The organism is Bifidobacterium avesanii, assembly GCF_009299475.1.
Taxonomy (GTDB): Bacteria; Actinomycetota; Actinomycetes; order Actinomycetales; family Bifidobacteriaceae; genus Bifidobacterium; species Bifidobacterium avesanii.
The window spans coordinates 19,213-37,910 of sequence record NZ_WBSN01000014.1 but is presented as its reverse complement, the minus strand read 5'-3'; the positions used below and the strand labels follow the sequence as shown (position 1 = coordinate 37,910).

Sequence of the window (18,698 nt, the reverse complement as noted above, 5' to 3'; positions counted from 1 at the left end):
CCCACCGTGCTCGCGATGGCCGGCGACGCCGTGGCAGCAACCGGCGAAGTCGCCGCGACCGTCACCGCCGCCACCACGGCCACCGCGACGTCCGCCGCGCGCAGGATCGCCGCGCTCACCGACGTCGGCCCGTTCGGCGGCTTCAAGAAGTTCATCTCCCGCGGCTCCATGATCGACATGGCGGTTGGCGTGGTCATGGGCTCGGCGGTCACCGGCGTGGTCAACTCGATCGTCGCGAACCTCATCAACCCGCTCATCGCGGCCATCGGCGGGCAGCCGGACATGTCCGGCATCCTCAACATCACGCTGCCGCACAACGCCGTCATCTCGTTCGGCTCCATCCTCAACGCGATCCTCAACTTCCTGCTCATCGGCGTGGCCGTGTATTTCTGCGTGATCCTGCCGATCAACAAGCTGCGCGACATGACCGCGTCCGTGCTCGACGAGGACGCCGCCGCGGATGCCGCCGCCGACGCCGAGGCGGAAGCCGCCAAGGCCGACGTCTCCGCGCAGACCCTCGCCGTCCTCGAGGAGATCCGCGACGAGCTCAAGAGCGCCAACGCCAATGCCAAGGATGCCGCCGACGCCTGATTTCACCCACGGTAAAATCCCGGAATGCCCTCCGCCCCGGAATGTTGGGGGAAGTGACAAGGATAACGATGGAGCCCCGGGAGGGGTTCCGGGAACGGCAACGATAGGTCGGCGCCCGCGAGGACGCCGGCCAAGCCAAACCGCTTCAGCTCCTGACTAGGGAGTATGGATTATGGCAATGTTTCCGGCTTTGATGAATGACACGATGTTCTCCGATCTGTTCGACGACCCGTTCTTCGAGGGTTGGCGCGACAACGGCAACGGCTCCGCGGCCGCCGCGCTTGCGAACAACATGATGAGCACCGATGTGCGCGAGACCAAGGATGGTTACGACGTGGACATCGACATGCCCGGCTTCAAGAAGGACGACATCAGCCTTGAGCTGCAGAACGGCTATCTGACCGTGTCGGCGCATCGCGACAGCGAGCACGACGACAAGGGCGAGGACGGCAAGTGGCTGCGTCGCGAGCGCTACGCTGGCTCCTGCTCTCGTAGCTTCTACGTGGGCGAGGACGTGAAGGAATCCGACATCCACGCCAGCTACAAGAACGGCACGCTGTGCCTGCAGGTTCCGAAGATGCAGGCCCAGCCGCAGGTCGAGGCCAAGCACCAGATCGCCATTGAGGGCTGATCGTTCGTCGGTCAAGCTGATTGATTGTCCGGCCGCTTGTTCCCGCCGTCGCCCGTCCTACGTTTCCTACGTTGACTAGTCAGACGGGCGGCGAAGGAAACAAAGCCAATCACCGAATGCCGGGCGGAATGCCGATCACATTCCGCCCGGCATTTTGTGTTCCGGGGGAGGATTTGGCCGTGCGCACAAGCGCCGTGTGTACAAGCCGCAATCCTCCCCACGAGCGCAGATGCGATGAGATCTCGAGCGCGTCGCCCCCGCCGGCCACACTTGGGCCATGCGGTATTCGCGGTATTCGCGTGACGTGATTTGACGGCGAGGAGGAGCGGCATGGCGGACGGATCGGGAATCGGCGGCGCTGCCGGCATGGGGCACGTGGTTTCCGCGCGCGCCACGTCCGTGGGCCTGCTGGCGATCGCGGTGTGGAGCCTCATGACCGGTCTGGTCCGCGTGGTGGCGGACTCCTTCGGGGCCACGCTCGGCTCGGCCATGATCTACACCGTCGGCGTCGTGATGCTGATGGTGTTCCACCGTCCCGCGCCGCTGCGCGAGTACCCCCGCAAATATCTTCTGATCGGCGGATCCCTGTTCGTGTTCTACGAGTCGGCGATCTCCCTGTCGATCGGCATGGCGACCACCGCCGCGTCGTCCGTGGAGGTCAGCTTGGTGAACTACCTGTGGCCTACCATGATGGTCCTGCTCACGGCGGCGGTCTTCGGCGCGTCCCATGCCGGCGGAACCGGCAAGACCAGCGGGCGGGCGCGTGCGGTGCTGCGCGTGCTGCCGGGCGCGATCGTCGCCACCGCGGGCGTGGTGCTGGCGGTCGGCGGCAACAACGGGCTAGACTGGGCGCTCGCCGCCGGCCACATCGCCGAGAACCCCCTGCCATATGTGCTCACGTTCGCCGGCGCGTTCGCATGGTCGGTCTACGCCGTGTTCACGCCCGCCATGGCCAAGGGCAAGGACGGCACCTCCGTGTTCTTCCCGCTGGTGGCGGTCGTGCTGTGGGCCATCCATTTCGCGTCCGGTCAGGGCTGGCCCGCCGCCGTGCCGCCCGTCCACGCATGGCTGGCCCTGATCGGCGCCGCGGCGTCCATCGCCGGCGGATACGCCTGCTGGGGCTACGGCATTCTCCACGGCAGCATGACCACCCTCGCCATGGCGTCCTACGCAGCCCCGGTGCTGTCCACCGTGGCCAGTGCCGTGCTGCTCGGTCTCGCGCTCTCGCTGCCCTTCTGGTGCGGCGCGCTCCTCGTGGCGGCCGGATCGCTGCTCAACTGGTGGATCGGCCGCCGGAAGCGGTAGAAGCGGTAAATGGCCGGCGCTCAGCGACGCATCATGATCAGCATCATCTTGGAGGCCTCCTCGGCGTAGACCGCGTGCGGCAGCCGCGTCGGGAAGTGCAGGATGCCGCCCGGCACGAGATCAACGGTCTTCCCGCCGCCGGTGACCTTGAGCCGGCCTTCGAGGCACTGCACGAGCACGGGCATGGCCGCCGTGTGCTCGCTGAGCTCCTGACCCTTGTCGAAGGAGAAGAGCACCACGTTGGCGCCCTCCACCTGCATCACCGTGCGCGAGACCGTGGCCTCGGGCTGGACCTCGACCAGCGGCTTGAGGTCGTCGATGAACTCCATCACCATCGGCTGATCGTCGCGCGCTGCGCCGGCTGCGGTTTCGTTGCTCATATTGGTGCTCCTTGATTCCGTTGGCTCCTGCTGTTTCCGACGTCCGGCCGCAATGCCAGACATGTACGTATCAGCTTAACCATGCATCAGATTAACCGTGCGGAACGGACGGGGCGCGCCGTGCGCTCCACGAGTGCGTTTCGCTGATGCGTCGGCGTGCCGATTTTTGCTTCAGTCCTTGCGCCGCACCACGAACGCGATGCCCGTGAGTGCGTCTCCATACGTGTTGAACACGCGGCGCATCTGCAATACACGCGTCCGCAGATCCGCGTGCGTCAGCACATTGCGCGCGATGCACAGCACGCCGCCCACGCCCTCGTCTGCCAGATTGCGCCGCATCTTCAGCAGCGCCATCGGCTCGACTCCGCTCCACACCACCTCGAAGCCCTCGGATTCCAGCAGTTCCCGCCACTCGACGGCGGTCAGCGGACGCGCGTTGACCTTGATGGCCCGGGCGAGGTCCTTGCGAATCGCGTCCTTGACGGAATCGTCCAGATCGTCCGGCGCAAGTCCCATCTCATGGATCGCATACAGTCCACCCGGCCGCAGAATGCGATGCGCCTCGCCGATGATCGCGCGTTTGCCGCGCTCCGACTGCATGGTCAGCATCGCTTCGCCGATCACCATATTCGTCGATCCGTCCGGCAACCCCGTCTGCGACGCATCGGCCCTGATACATGTGCCCCCGACGGAAGCCGCCAACGGTCCAATGATTTTCACGACCTGCTCGTCCCGATCGACACCGGTGTACGCGACCGGGCCGGCATTCAGAATCAGCCGTGTGGTGCGTCCCAGCCCCGGCGCGAACTCCACCACGCGTTTGCCCGCGAGCGGCGTATGCGCCAGCATGCGCTTGGTGAGTTTCTCCCCGCCCGGCCTGAGCACGCGCTTGCCAAGTCTGGCCAGCACCCAATGCCCCTGCATGTGCTCGGCGTCGCGTCCGGCCTGCGGCAACTGGGATTCCGTGATGGTCGTGTCTACCTTGCTGCGCTCATTCATGCGATCGTTCATGCCCTTCAGCATACGGAGCCAATCCCGTCCGCAACAGACTGGTTTTTCGGGGACGAGTGTGGTATGAGCGCGGCCGGATGCCTCACGCATGGAGCGTCCAAAGGTAACGCCCTCGAGAGTGGTGCGCCGAAAACAAAAAACCTCGGAAATCAATGATTCCCGAGGTGTGTGGCGGAGGATACGAGATTCGCAACTTCAGGCCGTAAGACTGGCGGAATCGCAATGGAAACCGGCGTACCGCTCAACTGCCTTGCCGCTTAACTTGCCGCTCTTCTTCGGCGTGTCGCGAGATGAAGCATGAGAATAGTCGAACACTTTAAAAGTATCCGATGTCAAGAACGTCGCCCTCGATTAGTGATTCATTGTTGATTTGATCGAATATATGATTAACAAAGCGTTGGAATACTTCAGCTGAGTATGGATGATCGTCAAGATGGTACACGTATTCGTCTCTGTGTGCTTGTCGCCCTGCGAAGGTGTTAAAGTTTTTTCGAATGTTTGAGCTCATTCGCTTGGCTTTTCTTAAAATGAGGATTTCCTCAATATCGGTTGTAGATGTACTGATAGGTGTCATGTCCAGGAAATCGCAAAGCAGATAGTATTTTGCTCCGGTAACAGCTAGCTTGACATCATGTGCGGTTGCAGATGCTTCCTGAAACATTGTCTTATCAAGATTTGTCTTAATTTCGGCGAGCACATAGCCTAGATATGTTGTCTTTTCGCGTGTTTCGGTCGAAGAAAACAGCCCGGAATATGAAGACCGAAGATGTATTTCTCTACTGATAGAGAAATCTTGATCCTTGGTCTTGATTTCAAGTCCTCCGCCTATCTCTGGCGTTGATAGGCTGCTGTTGAAATAAGCAGATGAAAAAATTGGCTTCTGCGAATCGACAATATAATCGCATGCGCCATACTCAAGTTCTATGCAACGACGTACAAGAATAGGGAGAAATTCCTCGACAATCGTATTGTCGAGTTTCATTTGCCCTTTCTGCCGATAAAGAAAATCTTCTTGCGAATCGAAGATTAAATCAACATCTATGTAGTACTTATAATTTGTCAAGCACTGTACGAGCGATGTGATTAATGAATCTACACTGTTCTCAGTATGTGTATTAATCTCGGAAATCCATAAATCGTACTTGTCTAATGCTTTTTGAAGACGCTCTTTGTCCGTTGCTGGTACTTTGGGACTGTTAATCGCCGCAACTAGCTTTTCACCGTGAACACCGCGGGTCATTTTCTTGCCTTTCGCTTATTGGTGGATGCTTCTATTTGTTCGGATTTGCTAATGGCTTCAAGGAGTAGTGGAAGATTCTTGTTTTTCTTTTCATCTGGAATGTCCTGCAGTGAGGCGTCACGTAAAGCGTCTCTTGCAATGACTCGTGCCATTGCTACTATATTCTCGTAACTGCAATTGAAATCTCTTTTGCTGCACTGGAAGTGCAGGATATCCTCGAAGATTTTTTTCCCATACCTATTCGTGAAACAGCGTTGCTGCTTCATTAAGAATGGTTGATGGAAAATTTCGGTGAAAATACGATATATTAGTTCGCTGTTGCAGAATTTATATCCCAATACCGTTGACTCTTTGCCTACTACATAAATAAGTCGGGATCCATTTTTGCAGATGCGCAAGGTTTCCTTGATTGAAATGGCCATATCAATAACGTATTGAACCACTGTATAAAAACGATTGCCACGATGTTTGCGGTTGGCTCCAAACTCGTTCTGCGCAATGTTGAGCACATCAAATCCCAGAGATTCGACTGAGCGTCGATACTGCTGATGATAATTAATCACGTTAATGTATGGAGGTGACGTCAGGACGCAATCAACTACATCTGATTCAATATCGACTTTGCGAGAATCGCAATTGAACGTTGTTACGTTTGCTTGGGAAAATGGTAGTTGGCAAATCAGAGTTTTAAGATGCTGCCACTTCGAGTCTATAAGCTCAATTGTTGGCGCATTTTTGTATAAATCACATATAATAGCCAACAGCGAGAAAATGCCTTGTAGATTTTTGGCTTCTAATGAAGCAATCCAAGTAGATAAATCGCCATTATTGGCTTTTTCATGGAAGGTAATTATCTGAGAAGAAGCCACCTTAATAAGCTCATGACGTTCTTGCATCGTTTTATTGCAGATGTGGTTCACCCATGTCATATAATATGCTGCTGGGTTGAGTTCCACGCCAATGCAAGGCAGTTTTTTTCTAGCTGATTCGGTGAGGACTGTTCCTGAACCGGCAAAAGGGTCGTAAATCATATCGCCGGGGGTGGTAAAGGTACTTAGCATTGCTTCTACAAATTGTGGTGAAAATTGACCTTTCCACGAAAAAATACTAGTACGGTCACGTTGGTCAATATTTAAAACGGATTCCGGGATGACTTCTGTATCAGCCAGTATGCTGCTATAAGGCCGCGGAACTTCGCGGTCGTTATGCTCGCTCGTCGCTTGTTTCATTTGGCTGATTAGTGTCATGAAGCTCCTCTATGCGGTACGGGAATCTCTAGTTTACTATTCAGTTCCTATAATGTGAGGTTGCTGTGACCAATGTTATGCTGAGGAAAAAATCGGGGGAGAGGGAGGCGATATGCCTCGGGGTGCGCCCGGGCATGAGGATAGGGACTCTCCCCCTATTCGATCGTCAAGTGTTGTCGGCGATTGCAGTAACGGCGACGGATGCGGCCATGGCGTTGTCCTTCATACGGTGATTCCTCGCTTGTTGAGTTCGTCGGTGGTTTTGTTGAGCCATAGGCCGGTGCCTTTCACCGTGCGGATGGCAAACAGCTGGGCGACGGACAACGTCGTCCAGTCGGGGATGTCAGCGGTGGTATCGAGTGTCGCCGCCCAGCGTTTCAGTTCCGGTGTGGCCGCGGAAGTGTCCGACGTGTCCGAGCCGTCCGAAGCGTCCGGCGTCGGTGGAGCCAACTTCAGCGAATCCCAGACCTTCAGTGTCCGCCATGCCTGCGCGAACGCGCCGAACCGGTATCCACGCTTGGTGCGCTCGCGGTTACGGCACGCCTCCACGCCGGCCTTCTTCAGCATCGACGCCAGTCGCTTGGTCGTCAGCCGCCCGAAGTTACCGGTCTGCTGGTCGCCCCACTGCGTCGGATTGTCGTAGGCCAGCGCGTCACACATCTGCTGCGAGCCGACGAACGGGCTTGTCCGCCATTGCGTCGCCCACAATTCGGCGATGTCCTTGAGCAGCACGATGTGCGGTGAGTCGTTGGCTAGTCCCATGTCGGCGTCCGTCTTGGCCTGCTCCACGAACTCCGCGGACAGCCGGCGCACGGTGTCCAGCCATCCGCCGCTCTGCGTCTGGGCGATGCGGGCCAACGGCAGCCATACCTCGCGGTATCGGCCCTTGACCGGTTCCGGCAGCGTGGGGCGCGGTTTGATGGAGGCCGTGGCACTTTCCGCCCACAGGGGCAGGTCGTGCCGCAGGTCCAGGAACTCCGAGTCATCCTCCTCGATCATCTCCCAATCAGACTCCTCTACTTCGTCGGACGGGTAGAGGAACACGGGGATACAGCGCTGCCGGGTGTCGGCCGGCAGGTCGGGGTTGTTGCCCGCGAACACGGCCGGCGCGTGCGTGGACTTGCGCACCACTTTCCAGCCGTGCTTCTTGTCCGGTTCCTGAATCGTGCGGCTGCCGCCCTTCTTGTACCCGGTGTTTACCACGGCGATGAAGTCGGCGGACAACGGGTTGTCCTTGCGTAGACTCCGGTCGGCCTCGTCCACCAGCAGCGTGTACCCCTGATCGGCCAGATTGGCGAGCAGCGACGCCGAACTGATGGCGCTCAGCATCTCCGACCTTGCGCCCAAATGCCCAATCCACTCCAGCAGCGTGGTCTTGCCCGCGCCCGGCATGATGGATGTCACAAGCAGACGCGGCGTCGTATACAGGGCGTCGAACACCCACGTGTGCATAATCCACAGCGTGAGCATACGCAGGTCGTCGTCCGTCGCGCCGATATAGCGCTTCAGCAAGCGGAAGATGCGGTTGGCCAGCTCACTCGGGTCGAAACCGTAGCCGGCATCGCGGTCGTCCAGCTCCAATGAAGGTGTGTCGTTGATGAATGGGTCCTTTCCCATGTCCATGTCGATGATGTTCGCCCGTTCGATCACGCGGCCACCTTCCACTCGCCGGCGAGCGCCGCGGCGGTCGCACGCCATGGTTCGCCAGCCTGTTCGACGATGAGCGCCAGTACGTCATTACTGCCGTGGTGACGGCCTGCGCCGTCATAGGCTCGTCCGAGTAGCGCGGCGCTCGCCGACATTCGCTGCTTCATCGCGTGAAGGTCGCCGCGCGCACGGGTTGGCAGCAGTCCGCGTTCCAATAAATCGCCGATGGCAGTGTCCACCTTGCCGGTGCGGATGATGATGTGGCCGGTCATCGGGAATGGTCCGGTGGTGAGCGTCGCGCGGGCGTCGGCGCACAGCAGCAGCGCGGCCAGTAGCATCCGCAGGGCCGGCAGGTCACTGTTGGCAGCGCTGAACGCGATGGAGACCGGGCGGATGTGTGTCGCATAGGCGCACAACGCTAGGCATCGGGCCGTGTGTTCGGCGTCACGGGTGACGGTCAGACGGTGCAGCCCGTAAGCCGTTTCGATCAGATAGCCGGTCGTCGCCTGAAGCACGTATCCGGGTTCGTTCGGGTCGAAGCGTTCGCCCAACACGGTGATGGCGTCGGGGACGGCGACGACGTTGTCGATGTCCCGCATCGTTCACTCCTCTCCCGCGAACCTGCGCACGCTGGTGAGGTTCACCAGATAGGTGTTGCCCACCTTGCGCGCCCGGATTTTGCCGGAACGGATGAGCCCGTACACGGTCTTTGTGTCCGAGTAGCCGAGCATTTCCGCCACTTGAGCGGGCTTGGCGGTCAGTTGTACGTAGTCGTTTCGCATAGGATGAAATCCTTCGCAGGTCGTACCGAGGAGAAGGCGTAGCCGACGTGGATACCCTGCTCCCAAGGTGATGGTTCTTCTGTGTGATTGCCGGCGACCGCCGCGCATGAACCCGGTTTTACCGACTCCGGGGAGGTCGTGATGTCGCCGTCTTCGGTGGATTTCCCATTTCCATAGAAATTCGCGACAATATCATTTTTGCTGCGGTTAGCGTTTTCCGCCACGGGGGGAAACGGACTAGATACGGTTCAAAACGGAAGAGCGTTGGAACGCCAAGGCAAACGGCATATACGGTGCTGAATTTCTTGAGCGTGTCGCATGAGTGGATGCCGGGTCGGCGTATCGACCGCAACCAATGTCCGCCCCGGCATCGTCCTCGCCATCACGCCACTGCCTTGATGAGCCCCTGAATAGTGTCCACCTGCACCGTGGAGGGGAGCAGGGTGAGTATCCTGCCGCGCTTGTCGTCATCCAATCCCTTCAGTACGGCAAGACGCTGCTGGAGTTCCAGCGCGGCCAGCACGTCGGCGAGCGTCTTCATCTCGGCATCGGCAGCGGTATCCGGCGTCGCGCTCGCGGACGGTTCGGACGGTTGGTCAGCATCGGACGGATTACCAGGGGAGTGCCGTTGCGGGTCGTTTTCGGCCGTTACCGTCCCGCCCATGCTCGCCTCCACCTTCGCCAGCAAGCGTTTGTCCGCATCAGCGCTGGACTGCTGGTAGGTCGCCACGGTCTTGATGTTCGTGTGCCCGCCCAGACGCATGAGCTGGCCGACCGTCGCGCCCTGCTCGGCGTAATGCGTCAGCCCGGTGTGTCGCAGGTCATGGAAGTCCATCCCCTTGAGCGCCGGGTCTCCCGTCGCCTCGATGGCTTTGGCGAAGACGTTGCGCAATGATTGGGCGCGTACGATGCCGCGCGTGCGTACGCCGGTGAACAGCAGATCGGTCGGTTTGCCGCCCACGTACGTATCGAGATGACGCTTGATTTCCTCGGCCAGAGGGGCGGGTACCTCGATGTCGCGCTTGCTGCTGGGCGTCTTCGTCTCGCCGAGCACCGCCACCTTGTGTCCGTTCTCGCTGACTTCCTTGGCACTGCGGCGCACATGCAGCATCACCGGCGACGTATCCAGCTCGATGTCCCGGCGTTGCAGCCCCAGCACCTCGCCCTGACGCAATCCCAGCGTGCCGGCCAGCAGCACGCCCAACGCGAGATTCGGCGTCATGGCGTCGGCGAGCGCCTTGACCTGTTCACGTGTGGCGATGACATACGCGTGCTTCGTGGCGGGGCGCGGCACCTTGAACTGGACCGGATTCACCTTGATGAGCGTCGTGCCCTGATCGTCCAACGGTGTGTTCGCCGCCTCGGCCATGATGGCGTTCAGCAGCTCGAATACGTGCCGGCGGATGCTTTCGCCGCGGCCGTCCTTCGTGACCTTCATGCTGTCGTACCAGTCACAGATGTGCGCCGGCTTGATCTCGGCCATCGGTAGGTCGCCGAGTATCGGATTGAGATAGTCACGCACGTACTGGCGGTACTTGTCCTTCGTGGTCTCGCGAATCGGTTGGTTGTCGCCTTTGCGGCGGTTTTCCACGAACCGTTCGGCGTATTCGTGGAACGTCACCGTATTGCCGGCGTTCCGGTTCTCCGTCACCTCCGGCGGTTCCCATGCTCCCAGATCGATGAGCCTTTTCGCCTCGCTCAGCCATGCGTCGGCCTGAAGCTCATAGCCTTCGTCGAAGTTCCGGTGGATACGCGACGGCAGATGCGGATAGCGCTCGCGGGCTTCCACGGGCGGGATGTACGAGGCGTCGTAGTAGATCTGCCCATGCCGGTTCGTCTTCATCTCCACCTTGCCGAACCTGCGGCGGCGGTTCCGTGTGGTTGTCCGTGTGGTCCTTGCCATATGAAGCGCCTTCCTGATTGTCTGATGCCCGTATCGTCGTTGATGTCCCCAAGAGCGGTGAGCGGTAAGCCTTAAGCGGTACCGACTAACTTACCGACCATCGTACCCTGAAAAACGGGTCGGAACGGGTCGTAACGGAAAGCACGAGAATCGGCGGAACCGGGCAAAAACGTTGAAATATCGCCGTTTTGGCAATGAAAAAGCCCTTTTCCTTTGGGTGGGAAAAGGGCGATGGCGGAGGATACGAGATTCGAACTCGTGAGGCTGTTACACCAACACGCTTTCCAAGCGTGCGCCATAGACCACTAGGCGAATCCTCCATTGCGTTTGAGCAGAAGCTCAGGCAACCTCTTTAAGATAACATGCATTTGCAAACCTGCCAAATGGGCGTGTCGCGCCTTCGGCTCTTCGGATGCATACCAAACCAGATACGCCTAATCCTGCGGAGTATCGGAACCGGAGTCAGAACCAGAACCGGCCCCAGCCCCCGCGGCCTCCTCCCGAATCCACGGCACCGCAATGATCATCGCCACGCCGAAGGTCAGCGTCCACGTATAGCGCGTCTGATGCCCCGGCAGCACGAGCAGCGAGCCGATCGTGAGCAGCCACGGCGTCAGATACACCAGATTGCGCCACCGTCGCCCACCGATCACAAAGCAGCAGGCCATGGCGAACAGCGGCACCCACACCGTGTAGAGGTTCTCCCGCATCAGGAGCGAAACGCCCGGCAAGCCCTCGAACAGCTCATACAGCGGAGCGCCGATCTTCTGCGGCTCGCTCACGTCCGCGGCCGTCCATGTGCTCTTGTATTCGGGCATGATCATGTTGCTGCCCATTTCCTCCCAGCCCCAGCGCACGTACCAGCCCTCGTCGTACACCGGGCCCATCACGAACGGGTCGCGCAGCCACGGGGTGGCGGCCAGCGCGGTGATGGGATCGCCCGCGGACAGCCGTGCCCACAGGCCCAGGAAGCTCAGAATGTCGCCGCTGGTGGCGTCTCGGTTGAAGCAGCGGTCCTTGATCGCGTCCGCGCCGCCGATCTCCTTGCCGTCCCACGGATTCCACGTCAGGTAATTGTCCAGATCGGCCGTGGAGCAGGCGATCACCCGGTCGAACGTGGCATGGTCCGATGCGCTGAACCGATCGGGATGCGCCACCATGAACGCGGAGGTCTGCTGCAGCGGGATGGCGATCATCTCCTGCTTGCCGCCCGGGGCCACATGCAGCGCCGGCATCGCGACCGCAGAGATGATCATGCCGATCACCACGGGCGCCACCGCCACGGCGAGCGACGTCAGCCGCCGCTTGGCGAGCACCACCGCCAGGATGATGAACGTGCCGAGCAGAATCTCCGTGGAGATCTTGCGCATCTGCGCGCACAGCACGCTCAACACGATCAATCCGATCACCAGCCACGGCCCGAGCCTGACGCCCGCCCGCACGCGGCGGATGTACTCCATGACCAGCACCATGAGCACGAGGAAGAACGGCATCACGGTCGAATCCTTGACCACGGACATCATGAGCCGGCCGTAGATGGGCACGAGCGCCATGAACGCCGTCGCGCCCGCGCAGAACCGCCAGCCAAGGCGCATCACGCCGCCAAGGTAATTGAGGACCAATCCCAGTGCCAGCGCGCACAGCACGGTCTGCAGGAACGCAAGCAGCCACAGCCCCCATGCCTCGGAGCCCATCCACAGGCCGAGCTGGTCGAACGCGCCGTAGATGAGCGAGTCCAGCCACGGGTGCTGGTCGCTCAGCGCGTAGTCGGGCAGATAGTCGTGCGTCGACGGATCCCACGCCTGACCGGTGCGCATCCACACCAGCTGCGCCACGGTGTCCGCCGCGATGTTCGCCGGCCACACGAGGATCGTCCACGGCAGCCAGCACACGAAGATGATCGCGCCGATCGTCAACGCGTGCGCGGCGGAGAGCTCGCCGAAGAGCCGGCGACACCGCTGCCGCCATATTCCGTGGCCTTCATGACCTGCTTCGTCACCGCTCGCCGTCGTCGCCGTAGCCGCCGCAGGCCCGGCGGCCACCCGTCCAGCCATCCGCAGCGCCCCGCGCAGCGCCAACGCCGCCACTGCGGTCAGCAACAGCGCGAATCCGGCGTACCGCAGCCCGTAGTACAGCCAATACCATACGGTTTGGTACTCGGACGCCACCGCCGGCGGAGCGCCCGCGGATGCCAATTGGGACGTCGCCTCATGCGTCACACTGTGCGGCGGAATGGTGAGCGTGAGCGCCAGAACCAGTCCCATCGTCACGGACCATCCGCGTGCCGCCCGCCCGTGGCCGCCGTCTTCTCTTTCTTCGTCTCCGCCGGCCGCATTACCGTTCCGCCACCGCCCGAATACCACGAAACCGCAGTATTCCAACGTGAGCACGGTCAGGCACAGCAGCATGCCGGCCGTCGGTCCGTTGGCGCCCAAGTACGGGAAGATGCCGGCCTTCACATGATCGATGTCGATGAACGCCGTCTCATCCGTATAGGAGGCAGTCAGCGCAAAGCACCCCAGAACCGCACCGAGCGCGGCCAGAGCCGCCGCCGCGCGATGCCGCCCGGGCCGCCAATCGCACCGCTGAATCCGTGTGCGTGCGTCGATCGCCATGCTTCCTCCCATGCCATGTGCCACTGGAGCGACAGTCTACAGTCAGCGTGCGGCAACGCAGTGGACAATCCAAGGCGGCAGATTTTCCGCGCGGTCAACCAACACCGCCCAACACCAGTCAATACAACCAAAAGGAAGCAAAAAGGGCGGTCCGCCGCACGCGCATAACTAACGCACGCGGCAGACCGCCCTATGCCGACAGAGACCGGCAAACCGGCAAGCCGGCAAAGATCAGTACGCCCCGGAGCCGTGCACAATCGCGCCGGCCGTCTTGAGCATGATCGCGATGTCCGTCGTCACCGACCAGTTCTCCACGTAGGAGACGTCCAGATACTCGGCCTCCTCCTGCGAAAGGTCGGAACGGCCGGAGATCTGCCACGGGCCGGTGATGCCGGGCTTGACGAGCAGACGCGACGAGTACAGCGTGCCGTACTGGTCCACTTCGTACTGCTGCTGCGGGCGCGGGCCCACGATGCTCATGTCGCCCTTGAGCACGTTGAGGAACTGCGGCAGCTCGTCGATCGACGTCTTGCGGATGAAGTGCCCGATTTTCGTGATGCGCGGATCGTCCTTCTGCTTGAACAGAATGCCGTGCTCCACGCCGGCCTGCTGCGCGAGCGCCACGTCCATCTTGTCCGCGTCCACGCGCATGGAGCGGATCTTGTACACCTTGAACGGCACGCCGTACTGTCCGATGCGGTTCTGCTTGTAGATCACCGGGCCGCCGTCCTCCAGTTTGACCAGCGCGGCCACGATCGCCAGCGGAATCGCCGCCACGATGAGTGCGAGGCAGGAGAAGAAGATGTCCAGCGTGCGCTTGACGAAGCGCGTGGGCCACGAATACTGGGGGAGTGACGCGGTGAGGATAGGCATGGCGCTGTTGTTGCGCAGCTGCATGCGCCCGCCGCTGATGTCCGCCACGGAGGCGGCGATGGCCAGCTCGATGCCCATGGACTCCACCGCGAGCGACAGCGTGCGCAGCGTCTCGGAGTCGCGCGTCATCACGTCCGTCACCAGCACCGCGTTCGCGCCGAGCTTCTTCGCCATCTGCGGCATGCGCGAGTTGAGCGGCAGCACCTTGAGCTTGGCCTCCTGCTCGTCCAGCGGCTCGAACGGCACCGGCGCCAAATGCTGGGGCGCATCAGGATCGGCCTCCAGCGTGATGGACGTGATCGGGCACACTGCGATCGGCAGGTATCCCATCGCGTTGCCGGGCTCGGTGGTGAGGTTGTGGATGGCCTTGCGAATGCCCGCGGGGGAACCCACGATCACGGTGGGATACGTGTTCTCGCCGTGCATGCGGTTCTTGTGCAGCATGCGGCGCATGAGCCAGCGTTCGATCATGGTGAAGATCCACCCGAAGAAGGTGGCCATGATCGAGAACAGACGCGGGAAGTCGATCTCGAAGAGATAGCCGATGGTGCACAGCGACACGAAGAAGATCAGCGCCGCGTTCAGGATCTTGGTGTAGAGGCCGTATCCCTCGCCCATGGTGTGGATGCGGTAGCTCTGGGCGATCCACAGGGACAGCACCCACACGGCCGCGAAGATCAGCGGGACGATCAGCGAGCCGTGGCGTTCGAACTCGCCGTTGATCGCATTGCCGATGCCGGGCTGCAGGAACAGGCTCAGCAGACAGGCGAGCAGCATCATGGCGACGTCCAGCATGATCAGCGCCGCGTTGAACATGTAGCGCCAATGGATGATCTGCGGTCGGTCGGCGGGGCGGTAGGAGCGGATGCGCGCATTCTTCGCGGAATCGCCCTTGCCGTCGGTCCACGAGCCGTCAAAGAATGTGGGCGGTGGGACGAACGGCGGCGCCGGAGGCGTATTCGCCGCGGTACGAGGTTTGCTTTGCGGCATGGCGACGGTGGGCATCTCCTCGGATGCCTCCACCGTTTGCTGAGCGGTGCTGCTCTCCCCGGTCACTTGTGGGTCCCTTCGTTGCTCTTCATACACATATATGACCGAGTATATCGCGCACTCCTGCGGATTGCCCCGGTTCGAGGGGGGGGAGTTCCCTAAAGCTCACAAATCAGGTGTGCATTTCGCCGGGTGGATGTTCCCCCGAAAGGGAATCGGGCCTCTTCCCGGTTAGGGGGAGAAGCCCGATTCCTAGATGAAGTCCGGATGGACTATGCGGTCACGTGAGCGATCAGCGGCGAGCCGAACGCTTGCGCGCGGCCACAAGGCCGGCGCCCGCGGCGACGAGCACGAGCGCGATCACCACGAAGATCGCCACGCTGGCGCCGGTGGAGGCCAGGGTCTTCTTGGCCTGCTGCTGGTTGGCGTTCTTGGTGGTCTTCGGGGTTTCGACCTTCACCGTCGCGTTGTTCTTGGCGGAGTCATCCTTGGCGGAATCGTTCTGCTTGGCGGTGTTGTCCGTGGTGTTGTTCGCAGCCGGGGCGCTCGGGGCGGGCTGCGCCGGAGTCGACGGCTGGGCTTCCGGCGTGGCCGGGGTCTGCGGGGTGGCCGGCTGCTCGGGGGTGGTCGGGGTCTCCGGCGTGGTGGGCGTGGTCGGCGTCGTGGTCGCGCCCGGCTTGACGTCCTTCTTCTCGAAGTAGCGCGTGGCGGTCAGGGACTTGTTGCCCTTGTAGACCACGGTGAGCGTGTAGCCGTACTTGTCGGACTGGATGTTGACCTCGTAGTCGTTGGCGGTGAGATCCTTGAAGCCCTGACCGTCGGTGTAGAGCTCGAGCTTGAGGTTGCTGGCCACGGGCTTGCCGTCCTTGTCGAGGCTCAGCGTCGGGTTCTCGGCGAAAAAGATCCAGCTGCTTGGCGCGTAATCGCCGGCGGTCGGGGCCTTGGTGGCAGTGCTGAAGGTGATCTGCACCGGCAGCTTCTTGCCGCCGCCCAGATCGTACTGGTAGCTCACCACGGAGCCATTGACCAGACCGGTCAGGGTGGTGCCGTTGAGCTTGGCGCCGGAGAGTCCCCGCGCCTTGGCGCCGTCGAAGCCGGAGGCCACCTTGGCCAGATCAACGCTGGCGCCGGTGTACGGCAGCTTCAGCGTGAGGTTGAGATTGGTGGTTACCCCGCCGATTGCACTCTGCTGGCTCTTGGGCAGGTTCAATGCGATAAGCGGGTTGTCGCTGAGGCTCAGGTACTCGAGCTTCGGGCTGTTGGAGGCGTTCAGCGAAGTCAGCGTGTTGTCGCGGACATACAGGTACTTCAATGCGTCGGCGTGCGAAACGTCCAGCGTGGTGAGCTTGTTGCCGGCTGCGTCAAGGGACGTCAGCTTGGTGTTCTTGGTGACGTCCAGCGTGGTCAAGGCGTTGTTGGAAACGCTCAGGTTGGTCAGTCCAGCGGCATTGGACACGTTCAGGGCGGTGAGCTTGTTGCCCGTCACATACAGGTTGGTCAGCTTCGTGTTCTTGGACAGATCCAGCGTGGTCAGCTTGTTCTTGTACGCGGAGAAACGCTCGAGCTTGGTGTTCTTGGACAGGTCGATGCCGGTCAGGGCGTTGTTGTCCACAGTGAGACTGACCAGTTCGGGGTTCTTGGTGACGTCCAGCGTGGTGAGCTTGTTGTCGCCAACATACAGGCTCTCGAGTTTGGTGTTCTTGGACACGTCAACGCTGGTCAGTCCGGTGTTGTTGAGGGACAGGGATTCCAGCGTGGGCAGCAGTTCCAGACCCTTGGCGCTCTTCACCGGGGCGTCGTACACGCTCACGGAAAGGCCGTACTTGGCCTCCCTCGCCTCGAGCACATTGTCATTGTCCCAATCGTTCTTCGCCACGGCCTTGCGCAGGTTCTCGTCCGGGAAGTTGGCGGCGTTGATGGCCACGTCCTTGAGTCCGGCCGTGTCGTCCGTGCCGGCTGCGTTCGCGGCCTGCGCGCCGATGCCGACGGTCAGAATGGTGGCCGCTGCGGCGACGATGGCCGCGAAGCGTTTGCTGAGCGTTGTCTGCTTCATATGCGGATTCCCCTCTCTTTATTCTGTTCTCTTCGTTGCGAATATGACTCCGCACGGCTCCCCAGACAACTCACTTGTTGAACCGCGCGTAGGGCCCACTCTACGCCGGCGGCCCATGCCCGTCGAGAGGAAAATCGCCTTTCAGTCGATCTTCACAAATCGTTCATCTTCCGTCAAGATTGGCGAGATAACGGGGGAGAAGGAGAACGGGGACAGAACGTCGGCGGGGTTATTGCCGTATGCGAGCCCGGATGCCCCCGATTATTCGCGGAACGCTTCCATGATGTTCACGAAAAGGGTGCACGGCGGAACCCGCACGCCGTAGAATGGTGCCCATGGCAGAAGAAGTATTCACCCCCCATAACATCATCGTGACCGGCGGCTGCGGTTTCATCGGCTCGAATTTCGTGCATTACGTCTACAACAACCATCCGGACGTGCACATCACCGTGCTGGACGCGCTCACCTACGCGGGCAATCTGGAGAACATCCGCCCGATTCTGGGCGACCGCGTGGAGTTCGTGCACGGCAACATCTGCGACGCCGAGCTGCTGGACAAGCTGGTCCCGGGCCACGACGCGATCGTGCACTACGCGGCCGAGTCCCACAACGACAACTCGATCGCCAACCCCGAACCGTTCCTCAAGACCAACGTCGAGGGCACGTTCCGCCTGCTCGAGGCCGCGCGCAAGTACGACGTGCGCTACCACCACGTCTCCACCGACGAGGTGTACGGCGACCTCGCGCTGGATGACCCGCACAAGTTCACCGAGGAGACCCCCTACCACCCGTCCTCCCCGTACAGCTCCACCAAGGCCAGCTCCGACCTGCTCGTGCGCGCGTGGCACCGCACCTTCGGCGTGCGCATGACCATCTCGAACTGCTCCAACAACTACGGTCCGTACCAGCACGTGGAGAAGTTCATCCCGCGCCAGATCACCAACATCCTCGACGGCCTCAAGCCGAAGCTGTACGGCAACGGCCTCAACGTGCGCGACTGGATCCACACCGAGGACCACTCCTCCGCCGTGTGGGACATCCTCACCAAGGGCCGCATCGGCGAAACGTATCTGATCGGCGCGAACGGCGAGCGCAACAACCTGACCGTGCTGCGCGACATCCTCACCGTGATGGGCAAGGACCCCGACGACTTCGAGTGGGTCAAGGACCGCCCGGGCCACGACCGCCGCTACGCGATCGACTCCACCAAGCTCCAGACCGAGCTCGGCTGGAAGCCCACGCACACCGACTTCCAGAAGGGTCTCGAAAAGACCATCGCCTGGTACACCGAGAACCGCGCGTGGTGGGAGCCGGCCAAGGCCGCGACCGAGGCCCGCTACAAGGCCCAGGGCCAGTGATCGAATAGCAACGGGACAAGGGGAACCACGGGAACGCTCCGCGGTTCCCCTTGTGTGACTTTTGTCAGGAAC

Annotated in this window: 15 protein-coding genes and 1 tRNA gene; 4 read left to right on the top strand and 12 right to left on the bottom strand. The window is 61.1% G+C overall.

What is annotated here, in order from left to right:
* The first annotated feature begins 15 nt into the window (after nucleotides 1-15).
* The 3 genes from mscL to yddG all read left to right on the top strand — a co-directional run bounded on the left by mscL (nucleotide 16) and on the right by yddG (nucleotide 2,527).
* The gene (gene mscL / locus DSM100685_RS07760) at nucleotides 16-591 is read left to right on the top strand and encodes a large conductance mechanosensitive channel protein MscL (RefSeq protein WP_152350801.1); all 576 of its coding nucleotides are present in this window, start codon (nucleotides 16-18) and stop codon (nucleotides 589-591) included.
* Between the two features lie 172 nt (nucleotides 592-763).
* Nucleotides 764-1,222 (top strand): Hsp20/alpha crystallin family protein, encoded by a 459-nt coding sequence (locus DSM100685_RS07755; RefSeq protein ID WP_152350779.1) that lies wholly within the window; start codon nucleotides 764-766, stop codon nucleotides 1,220-1,222.
* Between the two features lie 330 nt (nucleotides 1,223-1,552).
* Nucleotides 1,553-2,527 carry an aromatic amino acid DMT transporter YddG gene (gene yddG, locus DSM100685_RS07750; RefSeq protein WP_152350778.1) on the top strand — a complete coding sequence of 325 codons (975 nt, stop codon included), beginning with the start codon at nucleotides 1,553-1,555 and terminating at the stop codon, nucleotides 2,525-2,527.
* 20 nt (nucleotides 2,528-2,547) lie between these two features.
* On the opposite strand, the gene DSM100685_RS07745 is transcribed toward yddG, so the two are convergent.
* From DSM100685_RS07745 to DSM100685_RS07690, 12 genes are all read right to left on the bottom strand, one after another.
* Nucleotides 2,548-2,862, bottom strand: a complete 315-nt coding sequence (locus DSM100685_RS07745) for a cupin domain-containing protein (protein ID WP_420837382.1) — start codon at nucleotides 2,860-2,862, stop codon at nucleotides 2,548-2,550.
* A gap of 216 nt (nucleotides 2,863-3,078) precedes the next feature.
* Nucleotides 3,079-3,918 carry a class I SAM-dependent methyltransferase gene (locus tag DSM100685_RS07740; protein WP_239512706.1) on the bottom strand — a complete coding sequence of 280 codons (840 nt, stop codon included), beginning with the start codon at nucleotides 3,916-3,918 and terminating at the stop codon, nucleotides 3,079-3,081.
* Nucleotides 3,919-4,234: 316 nt separating this feature from the next.
* Nucleotides 4,235-5,158, bottom strand: coding sequence for a Bpu10I family restriction endonuclease (locus DSM100685_RS07735; RefSeq protein ID WP_152350776.1), 924 nt, complete (start codon nucleotides 5,156-5,158; stop codon nucleotides 4,235-4,237).
* Nucleotides 5,155-6,405 (bottom strand): DNA methyltransferase, encoded by a 1,251-nt coding sequence (locus DSM100685_RS07730; RefSeq protein WP_239512707.1) that lies wholly within the window; start codon nucleotides 6,403-6,405, stop codon nucleotides 5,155-5,157. The genes DSM100685_RS07735 and DSM100685_RS07730 overlap by 4 nt, the downstream gene beginning before the upstream one ends.
* Before the next feature lie 222 nt (nucleotides 6,406-6,627).
* The gene (locus DSM100685_RS07725; protein ID WP_163201041.1) at nucleotides 6,628-8,055 is read right to left on the bottom strand and encodes a DUF3631 domain-containing protein; all 1,428 of its coding nucleotides are present in this window, start codon (nucleotides 8,053-8,055) and stop codon (nucleotides 6,628-6,630) included.
* A complete protein-coding gene (locus DSM100685_RS07720; protein WP_152350774.1) occupies nucleotides 8,052-8,651 on the bottom strand; it encodes a hypothetical protein in 600 nt (199 codons plus the stop codon). The genes DSM100685_RS07725 and DSM100685_RS07720 overlap by 4 nt, the downstream gene beginning before the upstream one ends.
* Before the next feature lie 3 nt (nucleotides 8,652-8,654).
* Entirely contained in the window at nucleotides 8,655-8,834 is a 180-nt protein-coding gene (locus DSM100685_RS07715) for a helix-turn-helix domain-containing protein (RefSeq protein ID WP_152350773.1), read from the bottom strand.
* A 382-nt stretch (nucleotides 8,835-9,216) separates the two neighbouring features.
* Entirely contained in the window at nucleotides 9,217-10,737 is a 1,521-nt protein-coding gene (locus DSM100685_RS07710; protein ID WP_152350772.1) for a tyrosine-type recombinase/integrase, read from the bottom strand.
* Between the two features lie 232 nt (nucleotides 10,738-10,969).
* A tRNA-Ser gene (locus DSM100685_RS07705) sits at nucleotides 10,970-11,057 on the bottom strand.
* A 114-nt stretch (nucleotides 11,058-11,171) separates the two neighbouring features.
* A complete protein-coding gene (locus DSM100685_RS07700; RefSeq protein WP_152350771.1) occupies nucleotides 11,172-13,352 on the bottom strand; it encodes a DUF6020 family protein in 2,181 nt (726 codons plus the stop codon).
* A gap of 231 nt (nucleotides 13,353-13,583) precedes the next feature.
* On the bottom strand, nucleotides 13,584-15,281 hold the full coding sequence (locus tag DSM100685_RS07695; protein WP_338070657.1) for a sugar transferase: 1,698 nt from the start codon (nucleotides 15,279-15,281) through the stop codon (nucleotides 13,584-13,586).
* 226 nt (nucleotides 15,282-15,507) lie between these two features.
* Nucleotides 15,508-17,268: a leucine-rich repeat domain-containing protein gene (locus tag DSM100685_RS07690; protein ID WP_152350770.1), complete on the bottom strand. Its 1,761-nt coding sequence runs from the start codon at nucleotides 17,266-17,268 to the stop codon at nucleotides 15,508-15,510.
* A 335-nt stretch (nucleotides 17,269-17,603) separates the two neighbouring features.
* Between DSM100685_RS07690 and rfbB the strand changes: the two genes are divergently transcribed.
* Entirely contained in the window at nucleotides 17,604-18,626 is a 1,023-nt protein-coding gene (rfbB, locus tag DSM100685_RS07685) for a dTDP-glucose 4,6-dehydratase (protein WP_152350769.1), read from the top strand.
* The last annotated feature ends 72 nt before the right edge of the window (nucleotides 18,627-18,698 follow it).

What these genes read in the sequence shown, in the direction of transcription:
- mscL (WP_152350801.1), top strand. Translation starts at nt 16, where the DNA reads ATGGCCGGCGACGCCGTGGCAGCAACCGGCGAAGTCGCCGCGACCGTC.
- DSM100685_RS07755 (WP_152350779.1), top strand. Translation starts at nt 764, where the DNA reads ATGGCAATGTTTCCGGCTTTGATGAATGACACGATGTTCTCCGATCTG.
- yddG (WP_152350778.1), top strand. Translation starts at nt 1,553, where the DNA reads ATGGCGGACGGATCGGGAATCGGCGGCGCTGCCGGCATGGGGCACGTG.
- DSM100685_RS07745 (WP_420837382.1), bottom strand. Translation starts at nt 2,862, where the DNA reads ATGGTGATGGAGTTCATCGACGACCTCAAGCCGCTGGTCGAGGTCCAG.
- DSM100685_RS07740 (WP_239512706.1), bottom strand. Translation starts at nt 3,918, where the DNA reads ATGAACGATCGCATGAATGAGCGCAGCAAGGTAGACACGACCATCACG.
- DSM100685_RS07735 (WP_152350776.1), bottom strand. Translation starts at nt 5,158, where the DNA reads ATGACCCGCGGTGTTCACGGTGAAAAGCTAGTTGCGGCGATTAACAGT.
- DSM100685_RS07730 (WP_239512707.1), bottom strand. Translation starts at nt 6,405, where the DNA reads ATGACACTAATCAGCCAAATGAAACAAGCGACGAGCGAGCATAACGAC.
- DSM100685_RS07720 (WP_152350774.1), bottom strand. Translation starts at nt 8,651, where the DNA reads ATGCGGGACATCGACAACGTCGTCGCCGTCCCCGACGCCATCACCGTG.
- DSM100685_RS07715 (WP_152350773.1), bottom strand. Translation starts at nt 8,834, where the DNA reads ATGCGAAACGACTACGTACAACTGACCGCCAAGCCCGCTCAAGTGGCG.
- DSM100685_RS07710 (WP_152350772.1), bottom strand. Translation starts at nt 10,737, where the DNA reads ATGGCAAGGACCACACGGACAACCACACGGAACCGCCGCCGCAGGTTC.
- DSM100685_RS07700 (WP_152350771.1), bottom strand. Translation starts at nt 13,352, where the DNA reads ATGGCGATCGACGCACGCACACGGATTCAGCGGTGCGATTGGCGGCCC.
- DSM100685_RS07690 (WP_152350770.1), bottom strand. Translation starts at nt 17,268, where the DNA reads ATGAAGCAGACAACGCTCAGCAAACGCTTCGCGGCCATCGTCGCCGCA.
- rfbB (WP_152350769.1), top strand. Translation starts at nt 17,604, where the DNA reads ATGGCAGAAGAAGTATTCACCCCCCATAACATCATCGTGACCGGCGGC.